The organism is Belnapia arida (assembly GCF_016773205.1).
Classification (GTDB): Bacteria; Pseudomonadota; Alphaproteobacteria; order Acetobacterales; family Acetobacteraceae; genus Belnapia; species Belnapia arida.
The window spans coordinates 1,217,254-1,234,941 of the sequence record NZ_JAETWB010000001.1 but is presented as its reverse complement, the minus strand read 5'-3'; the positions used below and the strand labels follow the sequence as shown (position 1 = coordinate 1,234,941).

The following is a 17,688-nucleotide window of genomic DNA, read 5'->3' as shown; positions in this document are numbered from 1 at the left end:
CCCCTGCAGCCCCCAGATTGAAGCCGATGCCCCTCCCCATCCGCGTGGCAGAGGCGCCGAACGGCGCGCTCACCTACGCCATCCCCCTGCCGCCCGAACGCCTGCCCCCGGTCGCCCCGCGCCAGCTCCTCGCTGCCTGGGAGCTGGCCCGCGAGGCAGCCGACCGCCAGCAATGGGGCAAGCCGCGCCGCCTGCTCTTCCCCCGCGCCGAAGGCGAGCCGATGGAACTCGCCATCGCCGACCGCGACGCCGCGGCCTGGGCGGAGGCCATCGACTCGGCGGTGGGGCTGGATACGATCGGCGGCCTCAGCCTCTGCCTCCGCCTGCTCGCCCTGGTCGAGATCCTCGGCCGGGCGCCCTGGCTCACCGCGCTTTTCGCCGTAACCCGCCAGGGAATCGACCTGCACCCCGCCCTGCTTTCCGCCGCGGCCGCCATGCCGCTGGACGGCGGGGCGCGGTTCGACGAAACCGGTCTGCGTCGGCTATTGTCCCGGCCGCTGCCCGCGGGCGGCGCTTCGAGCCTGGGCCGCATCGCATGACGGATGACCTGATGACACGCCTCTTCCCCCTCGGCCTGCTCGCCCTCCTCGCCGCCTGCTCGGGTGGGCCGGACCCGGCCGTGGTGCCGCTGACGGGCAATGCCGTGCCGAGCCGTGCCGCCATCGCCCCCGGCCCCGGCGCCGTCCCCACCGTGCCGCCGCCGAGCGCCGCGCTGCGCGACCAGGCCGCGCTCGCGGCCGCCTGCCGGGCCGATGCCGACCGCATCGTCACCTTCCGTGACCGTGGCCAGCTCATGCGCGAGGACGAGCGCGACGCCCGCATCGGCACCGATGCCAGCATCTATGCCCGCCGCAGCGAGACCGACCGGCTCGGCCGCATCTACGAGCGTGACCGCATCGCCGCCGACTGCGTGCAAGAGAACAGCCGGACCGCGCCGCGGCGCTGATGGCGTTCGGTGGCCTGGCCGCCTTCGGTGCGCTGGGCCGCGCCCTTTCGCATCGCGACGCGCGGCTGTTCTTCGGCGCCTCCCTCACCTCCTGGACCGGGCTCTGGGTCCACCAGATCGCCGTCGCCTGGCTCGCCTGGGAACTGACGCGGAGCGCCTTCTGGGTCGGCATGGTCGCCTTCTGCGACCTGGCGCCCGCCGTCATCTTCAGCCCCATCGCCGGCGCCGTCGCCGACCGGATGGACCGGGTGAAGCTCACCATGGCCTCCCAGGCGACCATCGCGCTGGAGGCGGCGGCGATCGGCACGCTGCTCGCCACCGGCCACCTCTCCATCGGCCTGCTGCTCGCGCTGGAGGTGGTGAAGGGCACCGCCTCCTCCTTCGCCCAGCCAGCGCGGCAGAGCCTGATGCCCGGCCTCGTCCCGCGCGCCGACCTGCCGGCCGCCGTCGCCTGCAACTCGCTTTGCTACAACGTCGCCCGCTTCATCGGCCCCGCCATCGCCGGGCCGCTGATCGCCACCGCCGGTGTCGTCCCTGCCGTCTTCCTCAACAGCCTCGCCTATCTGGCGGCGACCCTCACCATGCCCAGCCTCCGCGTCGATGCCGCCCAGCGCCGCGGCCAGCCCTCGGGGGCCGGCGTCCTCGCCGACACCCTGGCCGGCTTCCGCTATGCCGGGCGGCACCCGGGCATCGGCCCGCTGCTCGCCTTCGCCGCCGTCGCCGCCGTGTTGATGCGCGGCGTGCAGGAGATCCTGCCGCCCTTCGTCGAGCGCCTCTTCGCCCGCGGCGCCGACGGCCTGGCGATGCTCACCGCCTGCATCGGCATCGGCGCGCTCTTCGCCGGCCTCTGGGTCGCCGGCCGCGGCAAGCTGGAAGGCGCGGTGACGCTCGCCATCGCCGCCGCCGCCTGCCAGGCGCTCTTCACCATCGGCTTCGTCTCGACCGGAATCTTCCCCGTCGCCCTGCTCTGCGCCGCGCTGATGGGCGCCAGTGCCTCGGTCCACGGCATCCTGGTACAGACCCTGGTGCAGAATGCGTCCGACGCCTCGATGCGCGGCCGGGTGCTGAGCCTCTGGGGCATGATCACCCGCGCGTGCCCGGCGAGCGGGGCGCTGGCGCTCGGCACGGCCGGCGAGTTCCTCGGCCTCCGCTGGCCGACCATCGGCGCCATGCTGGCCGCGCTGCTGGTGGTGGGCTGGGGCTGGCGGCGGAAGCCTGCGATGGTGGCCTCGCTCGAGACGAGAAGCTGACCGGAGGACACGAGACCATGGACGACCTGCCGCTCCCCGCCGGCATCAAGGCGCGCTTCATCGACGGCATCAACGGCCTCCGCATGCACCTCCTCGAGGCCGGCGACCCGCAGGCGCCCTGCCTGCTGCTGCTGCACGGCTTCCCCGAGCTCGCCTATTCCTGGCGCAAGGTGATGCTGCCGCTGGCCGAGGCCGGCTACCACGTCGTCGCCCCCGACCAGCGCGGCTATGGCCGCACCACCGGCTGGAGCGCCGAATACGACGGCGACCTCGCCCCTTTCCGCCCCTTCAACATCGTCCGCGACGCCATGGGCCTCGTCGCCGCCCTCGGCCATGACGGCGTCGAGGCGGTGATCGGCCACGACTTCGGCTCGCCCATGGCCGCCTGGTGCGCGCTGCTCCGCCCCGACCTGTTCCGCCGCGTCGTGCTGATGAGCGCGCCCTTCGCCGGCCCGCCCGCCCTGCAGGAAGGGGCGACGCCCCGCCCCGCCGCCCCCGACATCCATGCCGCGCTCGCCGCGCTGCCGCGGCCGCGCAAGCACTACCAGTGGCACTACTCGACGCGCGGGGCGAATGCCGAGCTGCAGCACGCCCCACTGGGCCTGCACGCCTTCCTGCGCGCCTACTACCACGCGAAGAGCGCCGACTGGCCCGACAACCGCCCGTTCCCGCTCGCTGCCTGGACGGCGGAGGAACTGGCCAAGCTTCCCGGCTACTACGTGATGGATCTCGCCAAGGGCATGGCCGCGCAGGTCGCCCCCGACATGCCCTCGCCGGAGGCCATCGCCGCCAACCGCTGGCTCCCCGAGTCAGAGCTTGCCGTCTACGCCGCCGAATACGCCCGCACCGGCTTCCAGGGCGGCTTCCAATGGTACCGCTGCGGCACCTCGCGCCGCTTCGAGGCCGAGCATCAGCTGATGGCCGGCCGTCGCATCGCGCAGCCCTCGCTCTTCATCGCCGGCGCCAGCGACTGGGGCATCCGCCAGATGCCCGGCGCGCTGGAGCGGATGCAGCGCGAGGCCTGCGCGGACATGCGCGGCTGCCACCTGATCGAGGGCGCCGGCCACTGGGTGCAGCAGGAGCAGCCGGAGCGGACGGCAGCCCATCTGCTGAATTTCCTCCGCCCTTCCTGAGCGGCAGCGGCGCGGTTAGTGTCCCGGCCGAAACGCAGGACACCTCATCATGTTGAACACCGCGATCATCGGCATGGGCCGCTGGGGCCGAACCCTGGTGGAGAGCGTGCAGCGGAAGAACGGGGCGGGCCTCCGCTTCGTCGCCGGCACCACCGGCACCCTGTCGAAGGCGACGGACTGGGCCGCCGAGCAGGGCATCCGCCTGCACCCAAGCTACGAGGCCGTGCTCGCCGACCCCGAGGTGAAGGCCGTGGCGCTCGCCACGCCGCACAAGCAGCATGCCGAGCAGGTCATCGCCGCCGCCGCCGCCGGCAAGCATGTCTTCGTCGAGAAGCCCTTCACCCTCAGCAAGGCCAGCGCCGAGGCCTGCGTCGCCGCCTGCCGCCAGGCCGGCGTGGTGCTGGCCCTCGGCCACAACCGCCGCTTCCTCCCCGCGACGCTCGAGATGAAGCGCATGCTCGCCGAGGGCGAGCTCGGCACCGTCCTGCATGCCGAGGGCCATATCAGCGGCCCCGGCGCCTTCGCCTGGAAGCCCGGCATGTGGCGCGCCGACCGCGAGGAGAGCCCGCTCGGCGGCATGGGCGCCATGGGCATCCACATGATCGACATGCTGGTGAACCTGATGGGCCCCATAGGCGAGGTCACCGTGCAGTCCTTCCCCCGCGTCTCGCCGCATATCGACGACACCACGGCGATGCTGGCGCGCTTCGCCTCCGGCGCCACCTGCAACTTCGCGACGCTATCGCTGACCGCGCGCTACTGGCGCGTCGCCCTGTTCGGCACCAAGGGTCATCTGGAGATGCAGGGCCAGGACCGCCTCGTCTTCACCCCCGTCGAGGGCCAGGGCTGGGCCCGCGACTTCGACAAGGTGGATATCGAGGCGGCCGAGCTGGAGGCCTTCGCCGCCGCCACGGCCGGCGGCCCCGCCTACCCGCTGCCCGTCGAGCAGGCGATCCACGGCGTCGCCGTCTTCGAGACGATGATCGGCGCAGCGGCCTCCGGCAGCACCTACGCGGTAGCCTGAGCGGGGGCCTGACCGCGCGTCTTGTCGCTGCCGTGACCCGGCCCTAGAACGGCCCTTCCTTGAAGGAGGGGCAGCCGATGTCGAAGATCACCCGCCAGGGCAGCAACACGATTCTCTCGGGTTCCGTCGAGTATCATAATTTCGTCTACCTGGCCGGCATGACCGCCGACGACCTCTCGCTGGACGTCACCGGCCAGACGAAGCAGGTCCTCGACAAGATCACCGCCGCGCTCGAGGCCAACGGCACCGACACCACCCGCCTGCTGACCGCGCAGATCTGGCTGAAGCACATCACCGACCGCGATGCGATGAACAAGGTCTGGGTCGAGTGGCTTGGCGATGCCGGCCGCCCGGCTCGTGCCTGCGTTGAGGCCAATATGGCCGATCCTCGCCACTTGGTTGAGATCATGGTCACTGCCTGCCGCTGACCAGGCATGACTCGCATGGGCGGCACCTCCGGGTGCCGCCCTTTTCGCGACTGTTGCATGCCAGCCGTCACACTGTTGCAAAACTCATTTCTGAGACCTCGTCTAGGACGATCCTCCGTTCACGGACCAGTAACCGGCGCCTCTTCGGGTAAATCACGCCGGATTCCCCAAGGTTTTCCCGCTCCCGGTTGCGCGAGACATTTGCGACCCGGATAACCCCGATTGTGTCGCGAGGTTACAGCGTCGCGAGGGGAAGCGGCCCGCGCGTGCAGGGGGATGGGTATGCGGATGCATCGTACGGCAATGGCGTGGTGCGTGGTGATCGGTGCGCTGGCGGCGTCGGGGGACGCCATGGCCACGCAGCGGGACCAAGCCCAGCAGCGCCCTGGCCCGGACGCGGTGCCGAAGGTCGGCATGACGGCGCATCAGGCCTATGTCGTGCCGCACCGGGCCACGAGCCGCCTTCACACCGCCCGCCGCAACCAGGTCCGCCTCGCCGCCGCCCTGGCCGAGAGCGGCGGCATCTCCTGCGTCCCCTATGCCCGCGCCGTCACCGGCATGCAGGTCAGCGGCAATGGCGGCGACTGGTGGTCCAATGCCGCCGGCCTATATGATCGTGGCCAGCGGCCGGAGCCCGGCTCCGTCATGGCCTTCCGCGCCACGGGTGGCATGTCCCGCGGCCATGTCGCCGTGGTCCGTCGCGTGGTTGCCCCACGCGAGGTCCGCATCGACCATGCCAATTGGGGCGGCCCCGGTATCCGCCGCGGCACGGTCATGCAGGATGTCAGCGTGATCGACGTCTCCGACCGGAACGATTGGTCCGAGGTGCGCGTCCAGTCCGGTCGCGACGACAGCGCCTTCGGCCGCGTCTATCCGACCTATGGCTTCATCTACAACCGTCCGGACGACGGCGCGAACACCGGCACCGCCTATGCCGGCCTGCAGCTCCGCCACAGCACCCGCTACGAGCAGGTGGCGGAGACGCTCGAGGGCTACGGGGCCCGCGCCTACAGCCAGCAGGGCTTAGTCCCGCTCCGCAGCGCACAGGCCCGCACCGCGCGGTAGGCGATCGCGTCTTGCGCCCCCGCGCCGGCATGTCACTGTCCGGGGAATGACGCGCTTCCGCCCTGCCGGCTGATGGTCCTCGAGATCCGGGACCTCGCCGTTACCTTCCGCACCGATCGCGGCCCGCTCCGGGCCGTCGATGGCGTCTCCTTCGCGGTGGAAGCCGGCCGGACGCTGGCCATCGTCGGCGAAAGCGGCTGCGGCAAGTCGGTCACGGCGCTCGCCGCCATGGGCCTGCTTCCCGGTAATGCCCGCCTCTCCGGCTCCATCCGCTTGCGTGGGCGGGAGATGGCGACGCTCGCCCAGGCCGAGTGGCGCCGCCGCCGCGGCCGGGAGATTGCCATGGTCTTCCAGGAGCCGATGACCAGCCTCAACCCCGCCTTCACCGCCGGCGAGCAGATCGCCGAGGTGCTGCGCCTGCACGAGCGCTTGGGCGAACGCGCCGCCTTCGACCGCGCCATCGCCCTGCTGGATCGCGTCCGTATCCCCGATGCGGCGCGGCGTGCGCGGCAATACCCGCACCAGCTCTCGGGCGGCATGCGCCAGCGGGTGATGATCGCCATGGCGCTTGCCTGCCGGCCCCGCCTGCTCATCGCCGACGAGCCCACGACCGCGCTCGACGTCACCGTCCAGGCGCAGATCCTCGCCCTGCTCGACGAGTTGAAGCGCGAAACCGGCGCGGCGGTCGTGCTCATCACCCATGATCTCGGCATCGTCGCCGACCATGCCGACGATGTGGTGGTGATGTATGCCGGCCGCGTCGCGGAGCGAGCCCCGGCCGCCCGCCTCTTCGCCCGCCCCGAGCACCCGTATACGGTCGGCTTGCTCGGCGCCGCCCCGCGCATCGAGGGCGGCCCCTCACGCCTCGCCAGCATCGAGGGCACCGTGCCCGACCTGCTGCGCCCGCCCGAGGGCTGCCGCTTCGCCCCGCGCTGCCCCTTCCGCGGCGCCGACTGCATCCGCCAGCCACCTCTCGCCGAGGTCGAGCCGGGCCACGCCACGGCCTGCTGGCGCGCCCCGCTCGACCGCGTGCTCGCCGCATGAGCGAGCCGCTGCTGGAGCTGCGCAACCTCCGCAAATACTTCCCCCTGCGCGACGCGCTTGGCCGCCGGCGCGGCGCGGTGCGCGCGGTGGACGGCGTCTCGCTCTCCGTCGCACGCGGCACGGTGCTCGCCATCGTCGGCGAAAGCGGCTGCGGCAAGTCGACCCTCGGCCGCCTGGCACTGCGCCTGATCGAGCCCGATGTCGGCAGCGTCCTGTTCGAGGGCGAGGACCTCCGCGCCCTCTCCCCCGCCGCCTTGCGCGCCCGCCGGCGCGACATGCAGCTGATTTTCCAGGACCCCTTCGCCAGCCTCGACCCGCGCATGACGGTCGGCGCCGCCATCGCCGAGCCGCTTCGCCTGCATCGAATCATCCCTCGCTCCGGCGAAGCCGCCCGCGTCGCCGAGCTGCTGGAACGCGTCGGCCTCCGCCCCGAGGCCGCCCGCCGCTGGCCGCACGAATTCAGCGGCGGCCAGCGCCAGCGCATCGCCATCGCCCGCGCTCTCGCCAGCAATCCGCGCCTTGTCATCGGCGACGAGCCGGTCAGCGCGCTGGATGTCTCGGTACAGGCCCAGGTAGTGAACCTGCTGGCCGATCTCATCCGCGACCTCGGCCTCACCTTCGTTCTCATCAGCCACGACCTCGGCGTGGTGCGCCACATCGCCGACCGCGTCGCGGTGATGTATCTTGGCAGCCTGGTCGAGGAAGCCCCGGCCGAGGCGCTCTTCGCCGCCCCGCGTCATCCCTACACCCGGGCGCTGCTCGCCGCCGTCCCCGGCCGCGGCCTCCGCGCCCCGCCCCTCGAAGGCGACGTGCCGAGCCCCATCGCCCCGCCCCCCGGCTGCCGCTTCCATACCCGCTGCCCCCATGCCGAGGCCATCTGCCGCGAGCAGGTGCCCGCGCTCACGGGCGAGGCCCACCGCGCCGCCTGCCATCTGCAGGACCGCCTGCCGCCAGCCCCGCCGCTGCGCGAGGCCGAGCCCGGCGGCGAGCGCCTCCGCCGCCTGCAATCCTTCTTCCAGCCCGCCGGGAGCGACGCATGATCCGCCGAACCCTCCTCGCCGCCCTCGCCTCCCTCGCCCTCGCCGGGGCGGCGGACGCGCAGACCCTGCGCATCGGCCTCCGCGAGGATCCCGACATCCTCGACCCGACGCTCGCCCGCACCTTCGTCGGCCGCATCGTCTTCGCCACGCTCTGCGACAAGCTCTTCGACATCAACGAACGGCTGGAGATCGTCCCGCAACTCGCCTCCGGCCATGCCTGGGAGGACCCGAAGACGCTTCGCATCACCCTCCGTGAAGGCGTCCGCTTCCACGATGGCGAGCCGATGGATGCGGAGGCGGTGCGCTACTCGCTCAACCGCCACCTCACCCTGTCGGGCAGCTTCCGCCGCAGCGAGATCGGCGCGATGGAGTCCGCTGAGGTGGTCGATCCGCGCACCCTCCGCATCCGCCTCAAGGTGCCCTCCTCCCCCTTCCTCTCCCAGCTCACCGACCGCGCCGGGATGATCGTCAGCCCGAAGGCCGCCGAGGCCGCCGGCCGCAATTTTGGCAACGCGCCCGTCTGCGCCGGCCCCTACCGCCTGGTCGAGCGCGTGGCGCAGGACCGCATCGTGGTGGAGCGCTTCGACGGCTACTGGGACGCCGCGCGCATCCACATCCCGCGCATCACCTTTCTGCCGATCCCCGACAGCACCGTCCGCCTCGCCAACCTGCAATCCGGCGCGCTGGAGGTGGTGCAGACCATCGAGCCGGACGACATGAAGGCGGTGCAGGCCAACCGGCGGCTCCGGGTCGCCGCCTATGACGAGCTCGGCTACCAGAGCATCGTCTTCAACATCGGCAACGGCCCGCGCGCCAATGCCGGCATCGCCCGCGACCCGCGCCTCCGCGCCGCCTTCGAGCTGGCCATCGACCGCGATGCCGTCAACCAGGTGGTCTACGAGGGCGCCTACACGCCGACGGCGCAGCCCATCCCGCCCGGGAATCCCTATCACGTCCCGGCCTTCCGTCCCGAGGGCCGCGACCTGGCCCGCGCCCGCGCCCTGCTGCGCGAGGCCGGCGTCACGGCGCCCGTCCCGGTCGAGATGACGGTGCCGAACAGCCCCGACCTCCGCCAGGCCGGCGAGGTGATCCAGGCCATGGTGCAGGAAGCCGGCTTCGCCCTGAAGCTGAACACCATGGAGTTCGCCAGCAGCCTGCAGGCCGCCAATCGCGGCGAGTTCGAGACCTATCTCGTCGCCTGGTCCGGCCGCGTCGACCCGGATGGCAATACCTGGACCTTCCTGCACAGCCAGGGCGGCCAGAACGACGGCAAATACGCCAACCCGGAGGTCGACCGCCTGCTGGATGCCGCCCGCACCGAAACCGATGTCGCCGCCCGCCGCGCCCTCTACGGCCGCATCTTCGAGATCGCGTTGCGCCAGGACCGCAGCCGCATCATCCTTTGGCACCGCAAGAACATCGTCGCCCACACATCGCGGCTCAGCGGCTTCGTCCCCGTCGCCGACGGCCTGATCCGCCCGCAAGGGCTGCGGCTGAACTAGCATGCTCCTCTGGCTTCTCCGCCGGCTCGGGCAGATCGTCCCGACCCTGCTCATCCTTTCGGTGCTGATCTTCGGCCTCCAGCAGCTGATGCCCGGCGACCCGGCGCTGATCCTCGCCGGGGAGGAGCGCGGCGACCCGCAGGTGCTGGCGCAGATCAGGGCCGAGCTCTTCCTCGACCGCCCCCTGCCGGAGCAATACCTCCACTGGATCACCCGCGCGGTGCAGGGCGATTTCGGCTTCTCCTGGCGCATCCGCCAGCCGGTGGCGCAGCTCATCCTGGAGAAGCTGCCCGTCACCTTCCAGCTCGCGGTGATGGCCTTCCTCATCGCGCTCGCCATCGGCATCCCGGCCGGCGTGCTCTCCGCGGTGCGGCGCGACCGGCCGACCGACTGGCTGGCCAACGCCGTCGCCCTCTTCGGCATCTCGATGCCGAATTTCTGGCTCGGCATCATGATGATCCTGCTGTTCAGCGTGCAGCTCGGCTGGCTTCCGCCCTCGGGCTATGTTCCGCTCAGCGAGGACCCGTTGCAGAGCCTCGCCACCACCATCATGCCCGCCTTCGTGCTCGGCTCCGGCATCGCCGGCGTGCTGATGCGCCACACGCGCGCCGCCATGCTCGGCGCGCTCGGCCAGGACTATGTCCGCACCGCCCGCGCCAAGGGCCTCGACGAACGCGCGGTGGTCGGGCGGCACGCGCTGCGCAACGCGCTGATCCCGGTGGTGACGCTCGGCACCATCGAATTCGGCCGGCTGCTGGCCGGCGCGGTGCTGACCGAGCAGGTGTTCACCATCCCCGGCTTCGGCAAGCTGATCGTCGATGCCGTCTTCAACCGCGACTACCCCGTGGTGCAGGGCGTGGTGATGGCGACAGCGCTGATCTTCGTCGCCCTCTCCCTCGTCGCCGACCTGCTCTACATGGCGGTCAACCCGCGGCTGCGCGCGGCATGAGCGCCGCCTCGGACAGCCCGGCGCGCCGCGCGCTCCGGCGCTTCCTCCGCCACCGCCTCGCCGTCTTCGGCCTCGCCGTCGTCCTCCTCTTCCTGCTCGCTGCGCTGCTCGCCCCCTGGCTCTCGCCGGCCGATCCCTTGCAGACCTCCTGGACGGCCATCCGCAAGCCGCCCTCCGCCGCGCACTGGTTCGGCACCGACGAGAACGGCCGCGACGTGCTGGCACGCGTGCTCTACGGCGCCCGCGCCTCGATGGCGGCCGGCGTCCTCTCCGTCACCGTCGCGCTGCTGATCGGCGTGCCCATCGGCCTGCTGGCCGGCCTCGCCGGCGGCTGGGTGGATGCGGTGATTGCCCGCATCGCGGATGCGATGCTCTCGGTGCCCTTCCTCATCCTCGCCATCGCGCTGGCCGCCTTCCTCGGTCCGGCGCTCGAGAATGCGATGCTGGCGATCGCCGTCACCGCCTCGCCCATCTTCGTCCGGCTCGCCCGCGGCATGGCGCTCGACGCCCGCGCGACCGATTGGGTGGAAGCGGCCCGGGCGCTGGGCAACCCGCCCTGGCGCCTCGGCCTCGTCCACGTCCTGCCGAACATCGTCCCGGCGCTGCTGGTGCAGGCGACGCTCTCCATCGCCGAGGCCATCATCGCCGAGGCCTCGCTGAGCTTCCTCGGCCTCGGCCAGCAGCCGCCCGCGCCGTCCTGGGGCAGCATGCTGAACAGCGCCCAGCGCTTCCTGACGCAAGCGCCCTGGCTGGCGATTTTCCCCGGCCTCGCGATCTTCCTCGTCGTGCTCGCCTTCAACCTGATGGGCGACGGCCTCCGCGACGCGCTCGATCCGCGCGGGGAGCGGCGCTGAAGCCTCAGGCCGTCGGCCGCCGCGCCGACGGGGCGAGGCTTCAGGCGAGGTTGCGGTCGGCGGCGAGTAGCGTGGCATCGCCTAGCCGGATGAGCATGCTGGTCCGGCTGCGGTCGCGACGAGACCGATCCTAACCCCTTGCCGCCCTGGCCCCAATCCTGTTATTAGGAACTTTTGCCCAAGGTGGTGCCTCATCACCAGGCGCCTCAACGATAAAATCCTTCAAATTCGGACCATTGCTGCAACCTTTTCAAAGGTTTGGCGGAAGCCACCTTCAAGGTTTGAGCCGTTGAGGATCGGCTCACCCCGCATAGACCGCCCGCTCGAAGGCGGCGAGCAGGTTGAGGATGCGCGGATCGGCGAAGGGGAAGGTCTGGGTCAGCAGCACGCCGCAGCGGTCATGCGCCGGGTCGATCCAGTAATAGGTGTTGCCGAGTCCCGCCCAGGCCATGCTGCCCGCCGCGCGGCCCCCTTCGGGATGCGCTTCCTCGTTCAGCATGAAGGCAAGGCTCCAGCGCTTGCGCTGGCCAGGGAAGAACTCCGCATCATGCGAGACGCCGGGCTGCGCCGTGGCGAGCGGCCCGACCAGCAGCTCGCCCATCTGGTTGCGGCCGAGCGCCTCCACCGTGCCGGGGTCGAGGATGCGCGCCCCGTCCAGCGTCCCGCCGTTCAGCACCATGCGGCAGAAGCGAAGGTAGTCGGGCGCCGTGCCGTAGAGGCCGCCGCCGCCCATGTCGAACTCCTGCTCCTCCGGGATCGGGAAGGGGATCGGGGCGAGCCGTCCGTCCGCGCCACGGCTGTGCATTGCCGAGAACCGTGCGCGCTGCCCAGACCCGGGGCGGAAGCTCGTGTCGTGCATCCCGAGCGGACCGGTGATGCGCTCCTCGATCACATCGCCGAGCCGCCGCCCGGTGACGGCCTCGACGGCGAGGCCGGCCCAGTCGATGCCGATGCCGTAATGCCAGGCCGTGCCCGGGTCGGCGACCAGCGGCAGGGCCAGCGCCTGCAATTTGCGCGAGGCAACGCCGGGTATGCCCGTCATCTGCATGTAGCGGCCGATATCCGCATTCCACATCGGGTAGCTGAAGCCGCTGGTATGGGTCAGCAACTGGCGAAGCGTGACGGCGCCGCGGGCCGGGCGAAGGATCGGCTCGCCGGCCGCGGAGAAACCCTCCAGCACCCGCGGGCTGGCGAGGTCGGGGAGCACCTCCGCGATCGGCTCGTCGAGGGCGAGCCGGCCTTCCTCGACCTGCTGCAGGGCGGCGACGCTGGTGATGGCCTTGGTCATGCTGGCGATCCAGCCAACGGTATCGAGCGTCATCGCCTCGCCGCCGGCCGCGGAGCGGAAGCCGGCCGCGCCCTCGTAAAGCGTCCCCGCCGCATTGCCGGCGACGGCGACGACGCCGGCCACGGCGCCACTGTTCACGGCATCATCCAGCAGCTTGCCGATCGCCTGCATGGCCCTGCTCCTCCCTCTGGTTGCGGAGAGGCAACCCCCGCCGGATCGCCCGGTCAAGACTGCCCGCGCTTATGCGCGATGAGCGCCATCAGCCGCCGGTCACGCCAGGCGCTCCGTCCCTCGATGCCGTCGAGCGGCAAGGCCGCCCGCCGCTCCCCCGCGACCCGCCCAACCGTCTCCTGGTCGTACAGGTAGGGCGTCTGCTCTTCGGTGATGCCGCCCATCAGCGGCCCGAAACGCTCGACGTAATCGGCGACGCCACCCGGCGCATTCAGGTCGATGGTCTCGAAGGGCCCCATGAAGGACCAGCGCAGGCCGAGCCCGTCCTTCACGCAGGCATCGACATCCTCGGCCGACATCACCCCATCGCGCACCATGCGGAAGGCCTCTGCGACCAGCGCCGCCTGCAGGCGGTTGAGCACGAAGCCGCGCGTTTCCTTGTGCGCCGTGACCGGCACCTGGCCGACGCGTTCCATCAGCGCGCGTGTCCGCGCAACCGCCGCGGCATCGGTCCAGGGTGCGCCCACCAGCTCGACCAGCGGGATGAGATAGGGCGGGTTCACCGGATGGGCGACGAGGCAGCGACCGCGGCCGGGAAGGTTCCCCGTGAACTCGCTCGCCGGGATGCCGCTGGTGGAGGAGGCCAGCACCACCTCCGGCCCGCAGAGCCGGTCCAGCTCGGCGAAGAGCTCCTGCTTCGGCCCGAGCCGTTCCGGCCCGTTCTCCTGCACATGGACGGCACCCGCGACGCACTCCGCCAGCGTCGCCGCGGCCGTGACGCGTGCGGCGATGGCGGCGGGCGCCTCGGTGACGAGGCCCGCGGCATGCAGGTCGGCGAGGCTCTCGCCGATCAGCTCCAGCGCCCGCTCCGCCACGCCCGGCGCCTTGTCCCAGAGGCGGACGGGGTGGCCGGCGCGGGCGAAGACGATGGCCCAGGCGCGCCCGATCAGCCCGGCGCCCACCACTGCGATCTGCTCCATGAAAATCGTCCTTCCGTGACGTTCCGCCCGGGAAGGTGGCTTGATCCCGGCCTTCCCGAGGGCGATCTAACGACCCGCCATGGCCGAACGCAACGTGACCTCCCTTCCCGTCTCCCCGCCGCTCACCACGCCGCTGGTTTGGGCCTGGGGCGGCGTTCTGCTGACCGCCACGACCTGGCTGGTCGGCATCGTCGCCCTCTTCCGCAGCATCGGCGGGCTGTTCGGCTGATGCTGGACCGGGCCCTCGGCGCCTGGATCGGGCTGCGCACTCGCTGGCGCGGGCTGGCACTGCCGATCTTCGCCTCGCCGCTGCTGCCGGCTGCGCTGCTCTTCGCCATCGACGGGAACGAGCGGGGCGTGACGGGCGCTGCGCTCGGCTTCGGCGGCAGCCTGCTGGCCGCCCGCGCCCTGCGGCGCGGCCGCCAGGGCGATTCGCATCGCGCGGCCTGGCTGATGGCCGTCGGCACTGGGCTCTCCGCGCAGATGGCCGGGCATCTCGGGATTCCGATGTCGCTCATCATGGCGACAGGCGCCCTCTTCGGCACGCGGATGATGTACCGGGCGCTGCCCGAGACCGCCCCGCCCCCGCCGCCCGAGCCGCCCCCGCCGCCGCCCGGCCCGATCGAGGAGAGCCGCCTGCGCCTCGCCCGCATCGAGGCGGTGGCGGCGCGGCGCGGCGACGGGAAGCTCCAGGGCGTAGCCTCGGCGATGGAGGGCGTGCTCGACGACCTCACCGCCCATCCGGACCGCCTGCCCCAGGCCCGGCGCTTCCTGACCGTCCATCTGGACGGGCTTGAGCGCATCGTCGAGCGCCTGGAGGCCGGTGCCGCCCCGCCCGAGGGGCTGCCCATCCTTCTCGATGATTTGGCAACGACGGCGCAGGAACTCCGCGGGCGGCTGACGCGTGAGGAGAGCGCGGCGCTCGACATCCAGGTGAAGGTGCTCTCCGACCGCCTGCGCGAGGAAGGATTCCGATGAGCGAAACCCAGCAGACGATGGTCGAACAGAAGACGGTTGAGCTGGAGCCGGTGTTGCCGCCGCGCGAGGCCGAGGTGACACGGCTCGCGGCGCAGCTCGATGTCGCCGACCCCGCCAGCATCCTGCGCTTCGGCCAGGAGGCGCAGAACCGCGCCACCATCGCCGCCGACGCCATGCTGGAAGGCGCCCGCAACCGCGAGGCCGGCGAGGCCGGCGTCACCCTGTCCACGCTGATCGGCACGCTGCGCGGCTTCGACATGCGCGGCCTCGGCGAGAAGACCGGCTGGCTGGCACGCCTCTTCGGCCGTGCCAGGGCCGAGACGGCCCGCGTCCTGCAGCGCTACGAGAGCATCAAGGGCCAGGTCGAGGCGGTCGGCGACAAGCTCGACACCCACCGCACCCGGCTGCTCGAGGATGTCGAGAAGCTGGAGCGGCTCTACTCGGCGACGCTCGAATGGTTCCACGCCCTCGGCGACCACATCGCCGCCGGCGAGAGCGTGCTCGGCCGCGTCGAGCGTGAGGCGATCCCCGCCATGGCCAAGGCCGTCGAGGGCGGTGATTCGACGGCGGCGCAGAAGCTGCGCGACCTGCGCACCGCCCGCGACGAGCTGGAGCGGCGTGTCCACGACCTTCGCCTGACCCGCCAGGTGGCGATGCAGGCCCTGCCCTCGATCCGGCTGATCCAGGAGAATGACAAGGCCCTCGCCTCCAAGATCCAGAGCGTCATCGCCAATACCGTGCCGCTCTGGCGCCAGCAGCTGGCGCAAGCGCTCGCCATCCAGAACATGCGCGAGGCCGGGCGGACGCTGAAGGAGGCGACCGACCTCACCAACGAGCTGCTGACCGGCAATGCCGAGCGCCTGCGGCAGGGCAACCTGGAAGCGCGCCAGCAGATCGAGCGCGGTGTCTTCGACATCGAGGCTGTGAAGCGCGCCAATGCCTCGCTGGTGGCAACCATCGAGGACAGCCTCCGCATCGCCAACGAGGCGCAGGCGCAGCGGGCGAGCGCCACGAAGGAGCTAGAGAAGGCCGAGGGCGAAATCCGCCGCGTGCTGACGGCGGCCAAGGCGTCGGGCGGGTCAGCGCGGCCGCTTTGAGCGGTGGTCAGTTCGGGAAGAGGTTGCCCCAGAAGCGGAAGGGCTGGGGCGGCATGGTGTAGATGCCGTATTCGAGCTCGGCCGGGGTCCAGCTCGATCCGCGATAGATCGGGCGGATGAAGCAGAATGTGCCGGGGTTCTCGACGGCGAAGCGCTCCATCCGCCGCCATTCGCCGCCGCGGTTCACCGCGGCGAGTTGCGGGAAAAGGTTGATATCGGTCCCGCCGCCCATGGTGTGGGCGAAGAAATGGCCGCGGTCCCGCCCGGCATAGGTCGGGGACCAGACGCCGTTGAGGAAGCCGGCCATGCGGCTGGTGTCGCGGGTGTTGGCCGGCTCGGATTTCGAGATGCCCCAGACGGCAACGACGCGGTCCTCGGTCTTCGAACCCTTGGGCTGGAGGTCAAAGAGGGTGCTGACCGCGCCTGCCTCCCCCGGCTTGCCGCCGAGGGTGACGGTCAGCAGTTCGCCACCGGTCATTGGGTAGGCTTCGATCCAGATCTCCTGCAGGCGCTCGTCCAGCTTGGCAAAGGCAGTGTCGCGGGCGACCGGCTGCGGGATCTCCTCGATTAACTTCAGGTAGATCTCCACCGGCAGGGCTCCCGCTGACGATCCGTGTGGGAAGAGTGTACCGGATTTACTGCGCCATGGTGCCGTAGAAAGCCTCGCGCACCTCGTTCGCCGCGGCGCCGCCATTGGTCGCGGTCTGGGTCATGACGATGGTGGCCAGCCGGTTCACCGGATCGACGAAGAAGCCGGTGCCGTAGATGCCGCCCCAGCCATAGGTGCCCACCGGCTGGCGGGTCTTCGCCCCCGCCGGGTCCGTCACCACGCTGAAGCCGTAGCCGAAGTCATAGCCCGCCCCGCGAAGGTTGACGGGCAGGCCGCCGGTCTGGCCGCGCGTCATCTCCGCCACTGTCTCCGCCTTCAGGATGCGTACGCCGTCCAGCTCGCCGCCGTTCAGCAGCATGCGGGTGAAGCGCGCGTAGTCGCCGAGATGCGCCGTGGCGCCCGCCCCGCCCGAGGGATAGGCGGTGCGGCTGAAGGCGCGCTCGGGGTCGGAGACCCAGGTGCCGCGGGTCAGCGGATAGGGTACCCGGTCGCCTGAGCGGATCGGGCGCAGCCCCTCCGGCGTCGGCTGCATCGCCGCCACCATGCGCGGGCGCACGGCCTCGGGGACATGGAAGGCGAAGCTCGTCATCCGCAGCGGGCCCGCGATGCGCTCCTGGATGTAGGCATCGAGCGGCTTGCCGCTGACGCGCTCGACGACGGCGCCGAGCACGTCGGTCGCCAGCGAATAGGCCCAGACCGTGCCGGGCTGCGCCTGCAAGGGCGCACGGGCCAGGCGCCGCATGTTGTCGCGCGTCGTGCGGCCCGGCGCGGCTAGCCCGTCATCCACGCCCTCCCGCGCATAGGCCTCGACCATGCCGGGGAGGTTGAGGAAGCTGTAGGAGAAGCCGCCCATGTGCCGCAGCAGGTCGCGGATCGTCGGCTGACGGGCAGCGACCAGCCCGCCATTCGCCTCGCGCACGCGCAGGCCGCGGAATTCCGGCAGGTGCTTCGCCAGCGGATCGTCGAGCCGCAGCCTGCCGTCCTCCACCAGCGTCATCACCGCGACGCTGGTGACGGGCTTTGTCATCGAGGCGAGGCGGAAGAGACTGTCGGGATTCGCGCCGCCTGCATGGCCCTCGTAGAGTACCTCGCCATCGGCGCGGATGACCACGGCGGAGATGGCCGCGACCTTGCCGCCCTCGACCTGCTGGCGCAGCGCGCCATCCAGCACCGCTTGGCGCGAGGGCGTGGCGGCGGTCGGCGCGCGGTCCTGCCCGGCGCAGGCGAGCAGCGGCAGCAAGGCCAGCGGCCAGAGATGGCGGCGCAGCATCATGGATGGTTTCCTCCGGAGTCGTTCTTGGTTGTCCGCCGAGGCTAGCGGGCGGGAGC

At 71.5% G+C, this 17,688-nt stretch carries 19 protein-coding genes; 15 read left to right on the top strand and 4 right to left on the bottom strand.

Annotation, left to right across the window (positions count from 1 at the left end; all coding sequences use genetic code 11):
* Positions 1-26: 26 nt before the first annotated feature.
* The 12 genes from JMJ56_RS06090 to JMJ56_RS06035 all read left to right on the top strand — a co-directional run bounded on the left by JMJ56_RS06090 (position 27) and on the right by JMJ56_RS06035 (position 11,235).
* The gene (locus JMJ56_RS06090) at positions 27-539 is read left to right on the top strand and encodes a hypothetical protein (protein WP_236037428.1); all 513 of its coding nucleotides are present in this window, start codon (positions 27-29) and stop codon (positions 537-539) included.
* Between the two features lie 11 nt (positions 540-550).
* Positions 551-946, top strand: coding sequence for a hypothetical protein (locus JMJ56_RS06085; RefSeq protein WP_202830666.1), 396 nt, complete (start codon positions 551-553; stop codon positions 944-946).
* Positions 946-2,196 carry an MFS transporter gene (locus JMJ56_RS06080; RefSeq protein ID WP_202830665.1) on the top strand — a complete coding sequence of 417 codons (1,251 nt, stop codon included), beginning with the start codon at positions 946-948 and terminating at the stop codon, positions 2,194-2,196. The genes JMJ56_RS06085 and JMJ56_RS06080 overlap by 1 nt, the downstream gene beginning before the upstream one ends.
* Before the next feature lie 17 nt (positions 2,197-2,213).
* A complete protein-coding gene (locus JMJ56_RS06075) occupies positions 2,214-3,329 on the top strand; it encodes an alpha/beta hydrolase (protein ID WP_202830664.1) in 1,116 nt (371 codons plus the stop codon).
* 49 nt (positions 3,330-3,378) lie between these two features.
* The gene (locus JMJ56_RS06070; RefSeq protein WP_236037427.1) at positions 3,379-4,353 is read left to right on the top strand and encodes a Gfo/Idh/MocA family protein; all 975 of its coding nucleotides are present in this window, start codon (positions 3,379-3,381) and stop codon (positions 4,351-4,353) included.
* Between the two features lie 77 nt (positions 4,354-4,430).
* Positions 4,431-4,781 carry a RidA family protein gene (locus JMJ56_RS06065; protein ID WP_202830663.1) on the top strand — a complete coding sequence of 117 codons (351 nt, stop codon included), beginning with the start codon at positions 4,431-4,433 and terminating at the stop codon, positions 4,779-4,781.
* A gap of 288 nt (positions 4,782-5,069) precedes the next feature.
* The gene (locus JMJ56_RS06060; protein WP_236037426.1) at positions 5,070-5,846 is read left to right on the top strand and encodes a CHAP domain-containing protein; all 777 of its coding nucleotides are present in this window, start codon (positions 5,070-5,072) and stop codon (positions 5,844-5,846) included.
* Positions 5,847-5,918: 72 nt separating this feature from the next.
* Positions 5,919-6,890, top strand: a complete 972-nt coding sequence (locus tag JMJ56_RS06055; RefSeq protein WP_202830662.1) for an ABC transporter ATP-binding protein — start codon at positions 5,919-5,921, stop codon at positions 6,888-6,890.
* Entirely contained in the window at positions 6,887-7,930 is a 1,044-nt protein-coding gene (locus JMJ56_RS06050) for an ABC transporter ATP-binding protein (protein ID WP_202830661.1), read from the top strand. The genes JMJ56_RS06055 and JMJ56_RS06050 overlap by 4 nt, the downstream gene beginning before the upstream one ends.
* Positions 7,927-9,432, top strand: coding sequence for an ABC transporter substrate-binding protein (locus JMJ56_RS06045; RefSeq protein WP_236037425.1), 1,506 nt, complete (start codon positions 7,927-7,929; stop codon positions 9,430-9,432). The genes JMJ56_RS06050 and JMJ56_RS06045 overlap by 4 nt, the downstream gene beginning before the upstream one ends.
* 1 nt (position 9,433) lies before the next feature.
* The gene (locus JMJ56_RS06040) at positions 9,434-10,381 is read left to right on the top strand and encodes an ABC transporter permease (protein ID WP_202830660.1); all 948 of its coding nucleotides are present in this window, start codon (positions 9,434-9,436) and stop codon (positions 10,379-10,381) included.
* Positions 10,378-11,235, top strand: a complete 858-nt coding sequence (locus JMJ56_RS06035; protein WP_202830659.1) for an ABC transporter permease — start codon at positions 10,378-10,380, stop codon at positions 11,233-11,235. Before JMJ56_RS06040 ends, JMJ56_RS06035 begins: the two co-directional genes overlap by 4 nt.
* Before the next feature lie 301 nt (positions 11,236-11,536).
* On the opposite strand, the gene JMJ56_RS06030 is transcribed toward JMJ56_RS06035, so the two are convergent.
* Both JMJ56_RS06030 and JMJ56_RS06025 read right to left on the bottom strand, forming a co-directional pair.
* Entirely contained in the window at positions 11,537-12,694 is a 1,158-nt protein-coding gene (locus JMJ56_RS06030; RefSeq protein ID WP_202830658.1) for a serine hydrolase domain-containing protein, read from the bottom strand.
* 53 nt (positions 12,695-12,747) lie between these two features.
* On the bottom strand, positions 12,748-13,674 hold the full coding sequence (locus tag JMJ56_RS06025) for a 3-hydroxyacyl-CoA dehydrogenase (RefSeq protein ID WP_202830657.1): 927 nt from the start codon (positions 13,672-13,674) through the stop codon (positions 12,748-12,750).
* A 79-nt stretch (positions 13,675-13,753) separates the two neighbouring features.
* Between JMJ56_RS06025 and JMJ56_RS06020 the strand changes: the two genes are divergently transcribed.
* Genes JMJ56_RS06020 through JMJ56_RS06010 form a run of 3 tightly spaced genes read left to right on the top strand, consistent with a single transcriptional unit; the run spans position 13,754 to position 15,749 of the window.
* Positions 13,754-13,903 (top strand): hypothetical protein, encoded by a 150-nt coding sequence (locus JMJ56_RS06020; RefSeq protein ID WP_202830656.1) that lies wholly within the window; start codon positions 13,754-13,756, stop codon positions 13,901-13,903.
* Positions 13,903-14,652 carry a hypothetical protein gene (locus JMJ56_RS06015; RefSeq protein ID WP_202830655.1) on the top strand — a complete coding sequence of 250 codons (750 nt, stop codon included), beginning with the start codon at positions 13,903-13,905 and terminating at the stop codon, positions 14,650-14,652. The genes JMJ56_RS06020 and JMJ56_RS06015 overlap by 1 nt, the downstream gene beginning before the upstream one ends.
* Positions 14,649-15,749, top strand: a complete 1,101-nt coding sequence (locus tag JMJ56_RS06010) for a toxic anion resistance protein (RefSeq protein ID WP_202830654.1) — start codon at positions 14,649-14,651, stop codon at positions 15,747-15,749. Before JMJ56_RS06015 ends, JMJ56_RS06010 begins: the two co-directional genes overlap by 4 nt.
* A 7-nt stretch (positions 15,750-15,756) precedes the next feature.
* Here the strand turns inward: JMJ56_RS06010 and JMJ56_RS06005 are convergent, their stop codons facing one another.
* Both JMJ56_RS06005 and JMJ56_RS06000 read right to left on the bottom strand, forming a co-directional pair.
* A complete protein-coding gene (locus tag JMJ56_RS06005; protein WP_202830653.1) occupies positions 15,757-16,338 on the bottom strand; it encodes a DNA/RNA non-specific endonuclease in 582 nt (193 codons plus the stop codon).
* 46 nt (positions 16,339-16,384) lie between these two features.
* Complete coding sequence (locus JMJ56_RS06000; RefSeq protein ID WP_202830652.1) at positions 16,385-17,632, bottom strand: serine hydrolase domain-containing protein; 1,248 nt, start codon at positions 17,630-17,632, stop codon at positions 16,385-16,387.
* Between the last annotated feature and the right edge of the window lie 56 nt (positions 17,633-17,688).

Excerpts from the sequence above, each read along its gene's own strand:
- JMJ56_RS06090 (WP_236037428.1), top strand. The coding sequence starts at position 27 with ATGCCCCTCCCCATCCGCGTGGCAGAGGCGCCGAACGGCGCGCTCACC.
- JMJ56_RS06085 (WP_202830666.1), top strand. The coding sequence starts at position 551 with ATGACACGCCTCTTCCCCCTCGGCCTGCTCGCCCTCCTCGCCGCCTGC.
- JMJ56_RS06080 (WP_202830665.1), top strand. The coding sequence starts at position 946 with ATGGCGTTCGGTGGCCTGGCCGCCTTCGGTGCGCTGGGCCGCGCCCTT.
- JMJ56_RS06075 (WP_202830664.1), top strand. The coding sequence starts at position 2,214 with ATGGACGACCTGCCGCTCCCCGCCGGCATCAAGGCGCGCTTCATCGAC.
- JMJ56_RS06070 (WP_236037427.1), top strand. The coding sequence starts at position 3,379 with ATGTTGAACACCGCGATCATCGGCATGGGCCGCTGGGGCCGAACCCTG.
- JMJ56_RS06065 (WP_202830663.1), top strand. The coding sequence starts at position 4,431 with ATGTCGAAGATCACCCGCCAGGGCAGCAACACGATTCTCTCGGGTTCC.
- JMJ56_RS06060 (WP_236037426.1), top strand. The coding sequence starts at position 5,070 with ATGCATCGTACGGCAATGGCGTGGTGCGTGGTGATCGGTGCGCTGGCG.
- JMJ56_RS06055 (WP_202830662.1), top strand. The coding sequence starts at position 5,919 with ATGGTCCTCGAGATCCGGGACCTCGCCGTTACCTTCCGCACCGATCGC.
- JMJ56_RS06050 (WP_202830661.1), top strand. The coding sequence starts at position 6,887 with ATGAGCGAGCCGCTGCTGGAGCTGCGCAACCTCCGCAAATACTTCCCC.
- JMJ56_RS06045 (WP_236037425.1), top strand. The coding sequence starts at position 7,927 with ATGATCCGCCGAACCCTCCTCGCCGCCCTCGCCTCCCTCGCCCTCGCC.
- JMJ56_RS06040 (WP_202830660.1), top strand. The coding sequence starts at position 9,434 with ATGCTCCTCTGGCTTCTCCGCCGGCTCGGGCAGATCGTCCCGACCCTG.
- JMJ56_RS06035 (WP_202830659.1), top strand. The coding sequence starts at position 10,378 with ATGAGCGCCGCCTCGGACAGCCCGGCGCGCCGCGCGCTCCGGCGCTTC.
- JMJ56_RS06030 (WP_202830658.1), bottom strand. The coding sequence starts at position 12,694 with ATGCAGGCGATCGGCAAGCTGCTGGATGATGCCGTGAACAGTGGCGCC.
- JMJ56_RS06025 (WP_202830657.1), bottom strand. The coding sequence starts at position 13,674 with ATGGAGCAGATCGCAGTGGTGGGCGCCGGGCTGATCGGGCGCGCCTGG.
- JMJ56_RS06020 (WP_202830656.1), top strand. The coding sequence starts at position 13,754 with ATGGCCGAACGCAACGTGACCTCCCTTCCCGTCTCCCCGCCGCTCACC.
- JMJ56_RS06015 (WP_202830655.1), top strand. The coding sequence starts at position 13,903 with ATGCTGGACCGGGCCCTCGGCGCCTGGATCGGGCTGCGCACTCGCTGG.
- JMJ56_RS06010 (WP_202830654.1), top strand. The coding sequence starts at position 14,649 with ATGAGCGAAACCCAGCAGACGATGGTCGAACAGAAGACGGTTGAGCTG.
- JMJ56_RS06000 (WP_202830652.1), bottom strand. The coding sequence starts at position 17,632 with ATGATGCTGCGCCGCCATCTCTGGCCGCTGGCCTTGCTGCCGCTGCTC.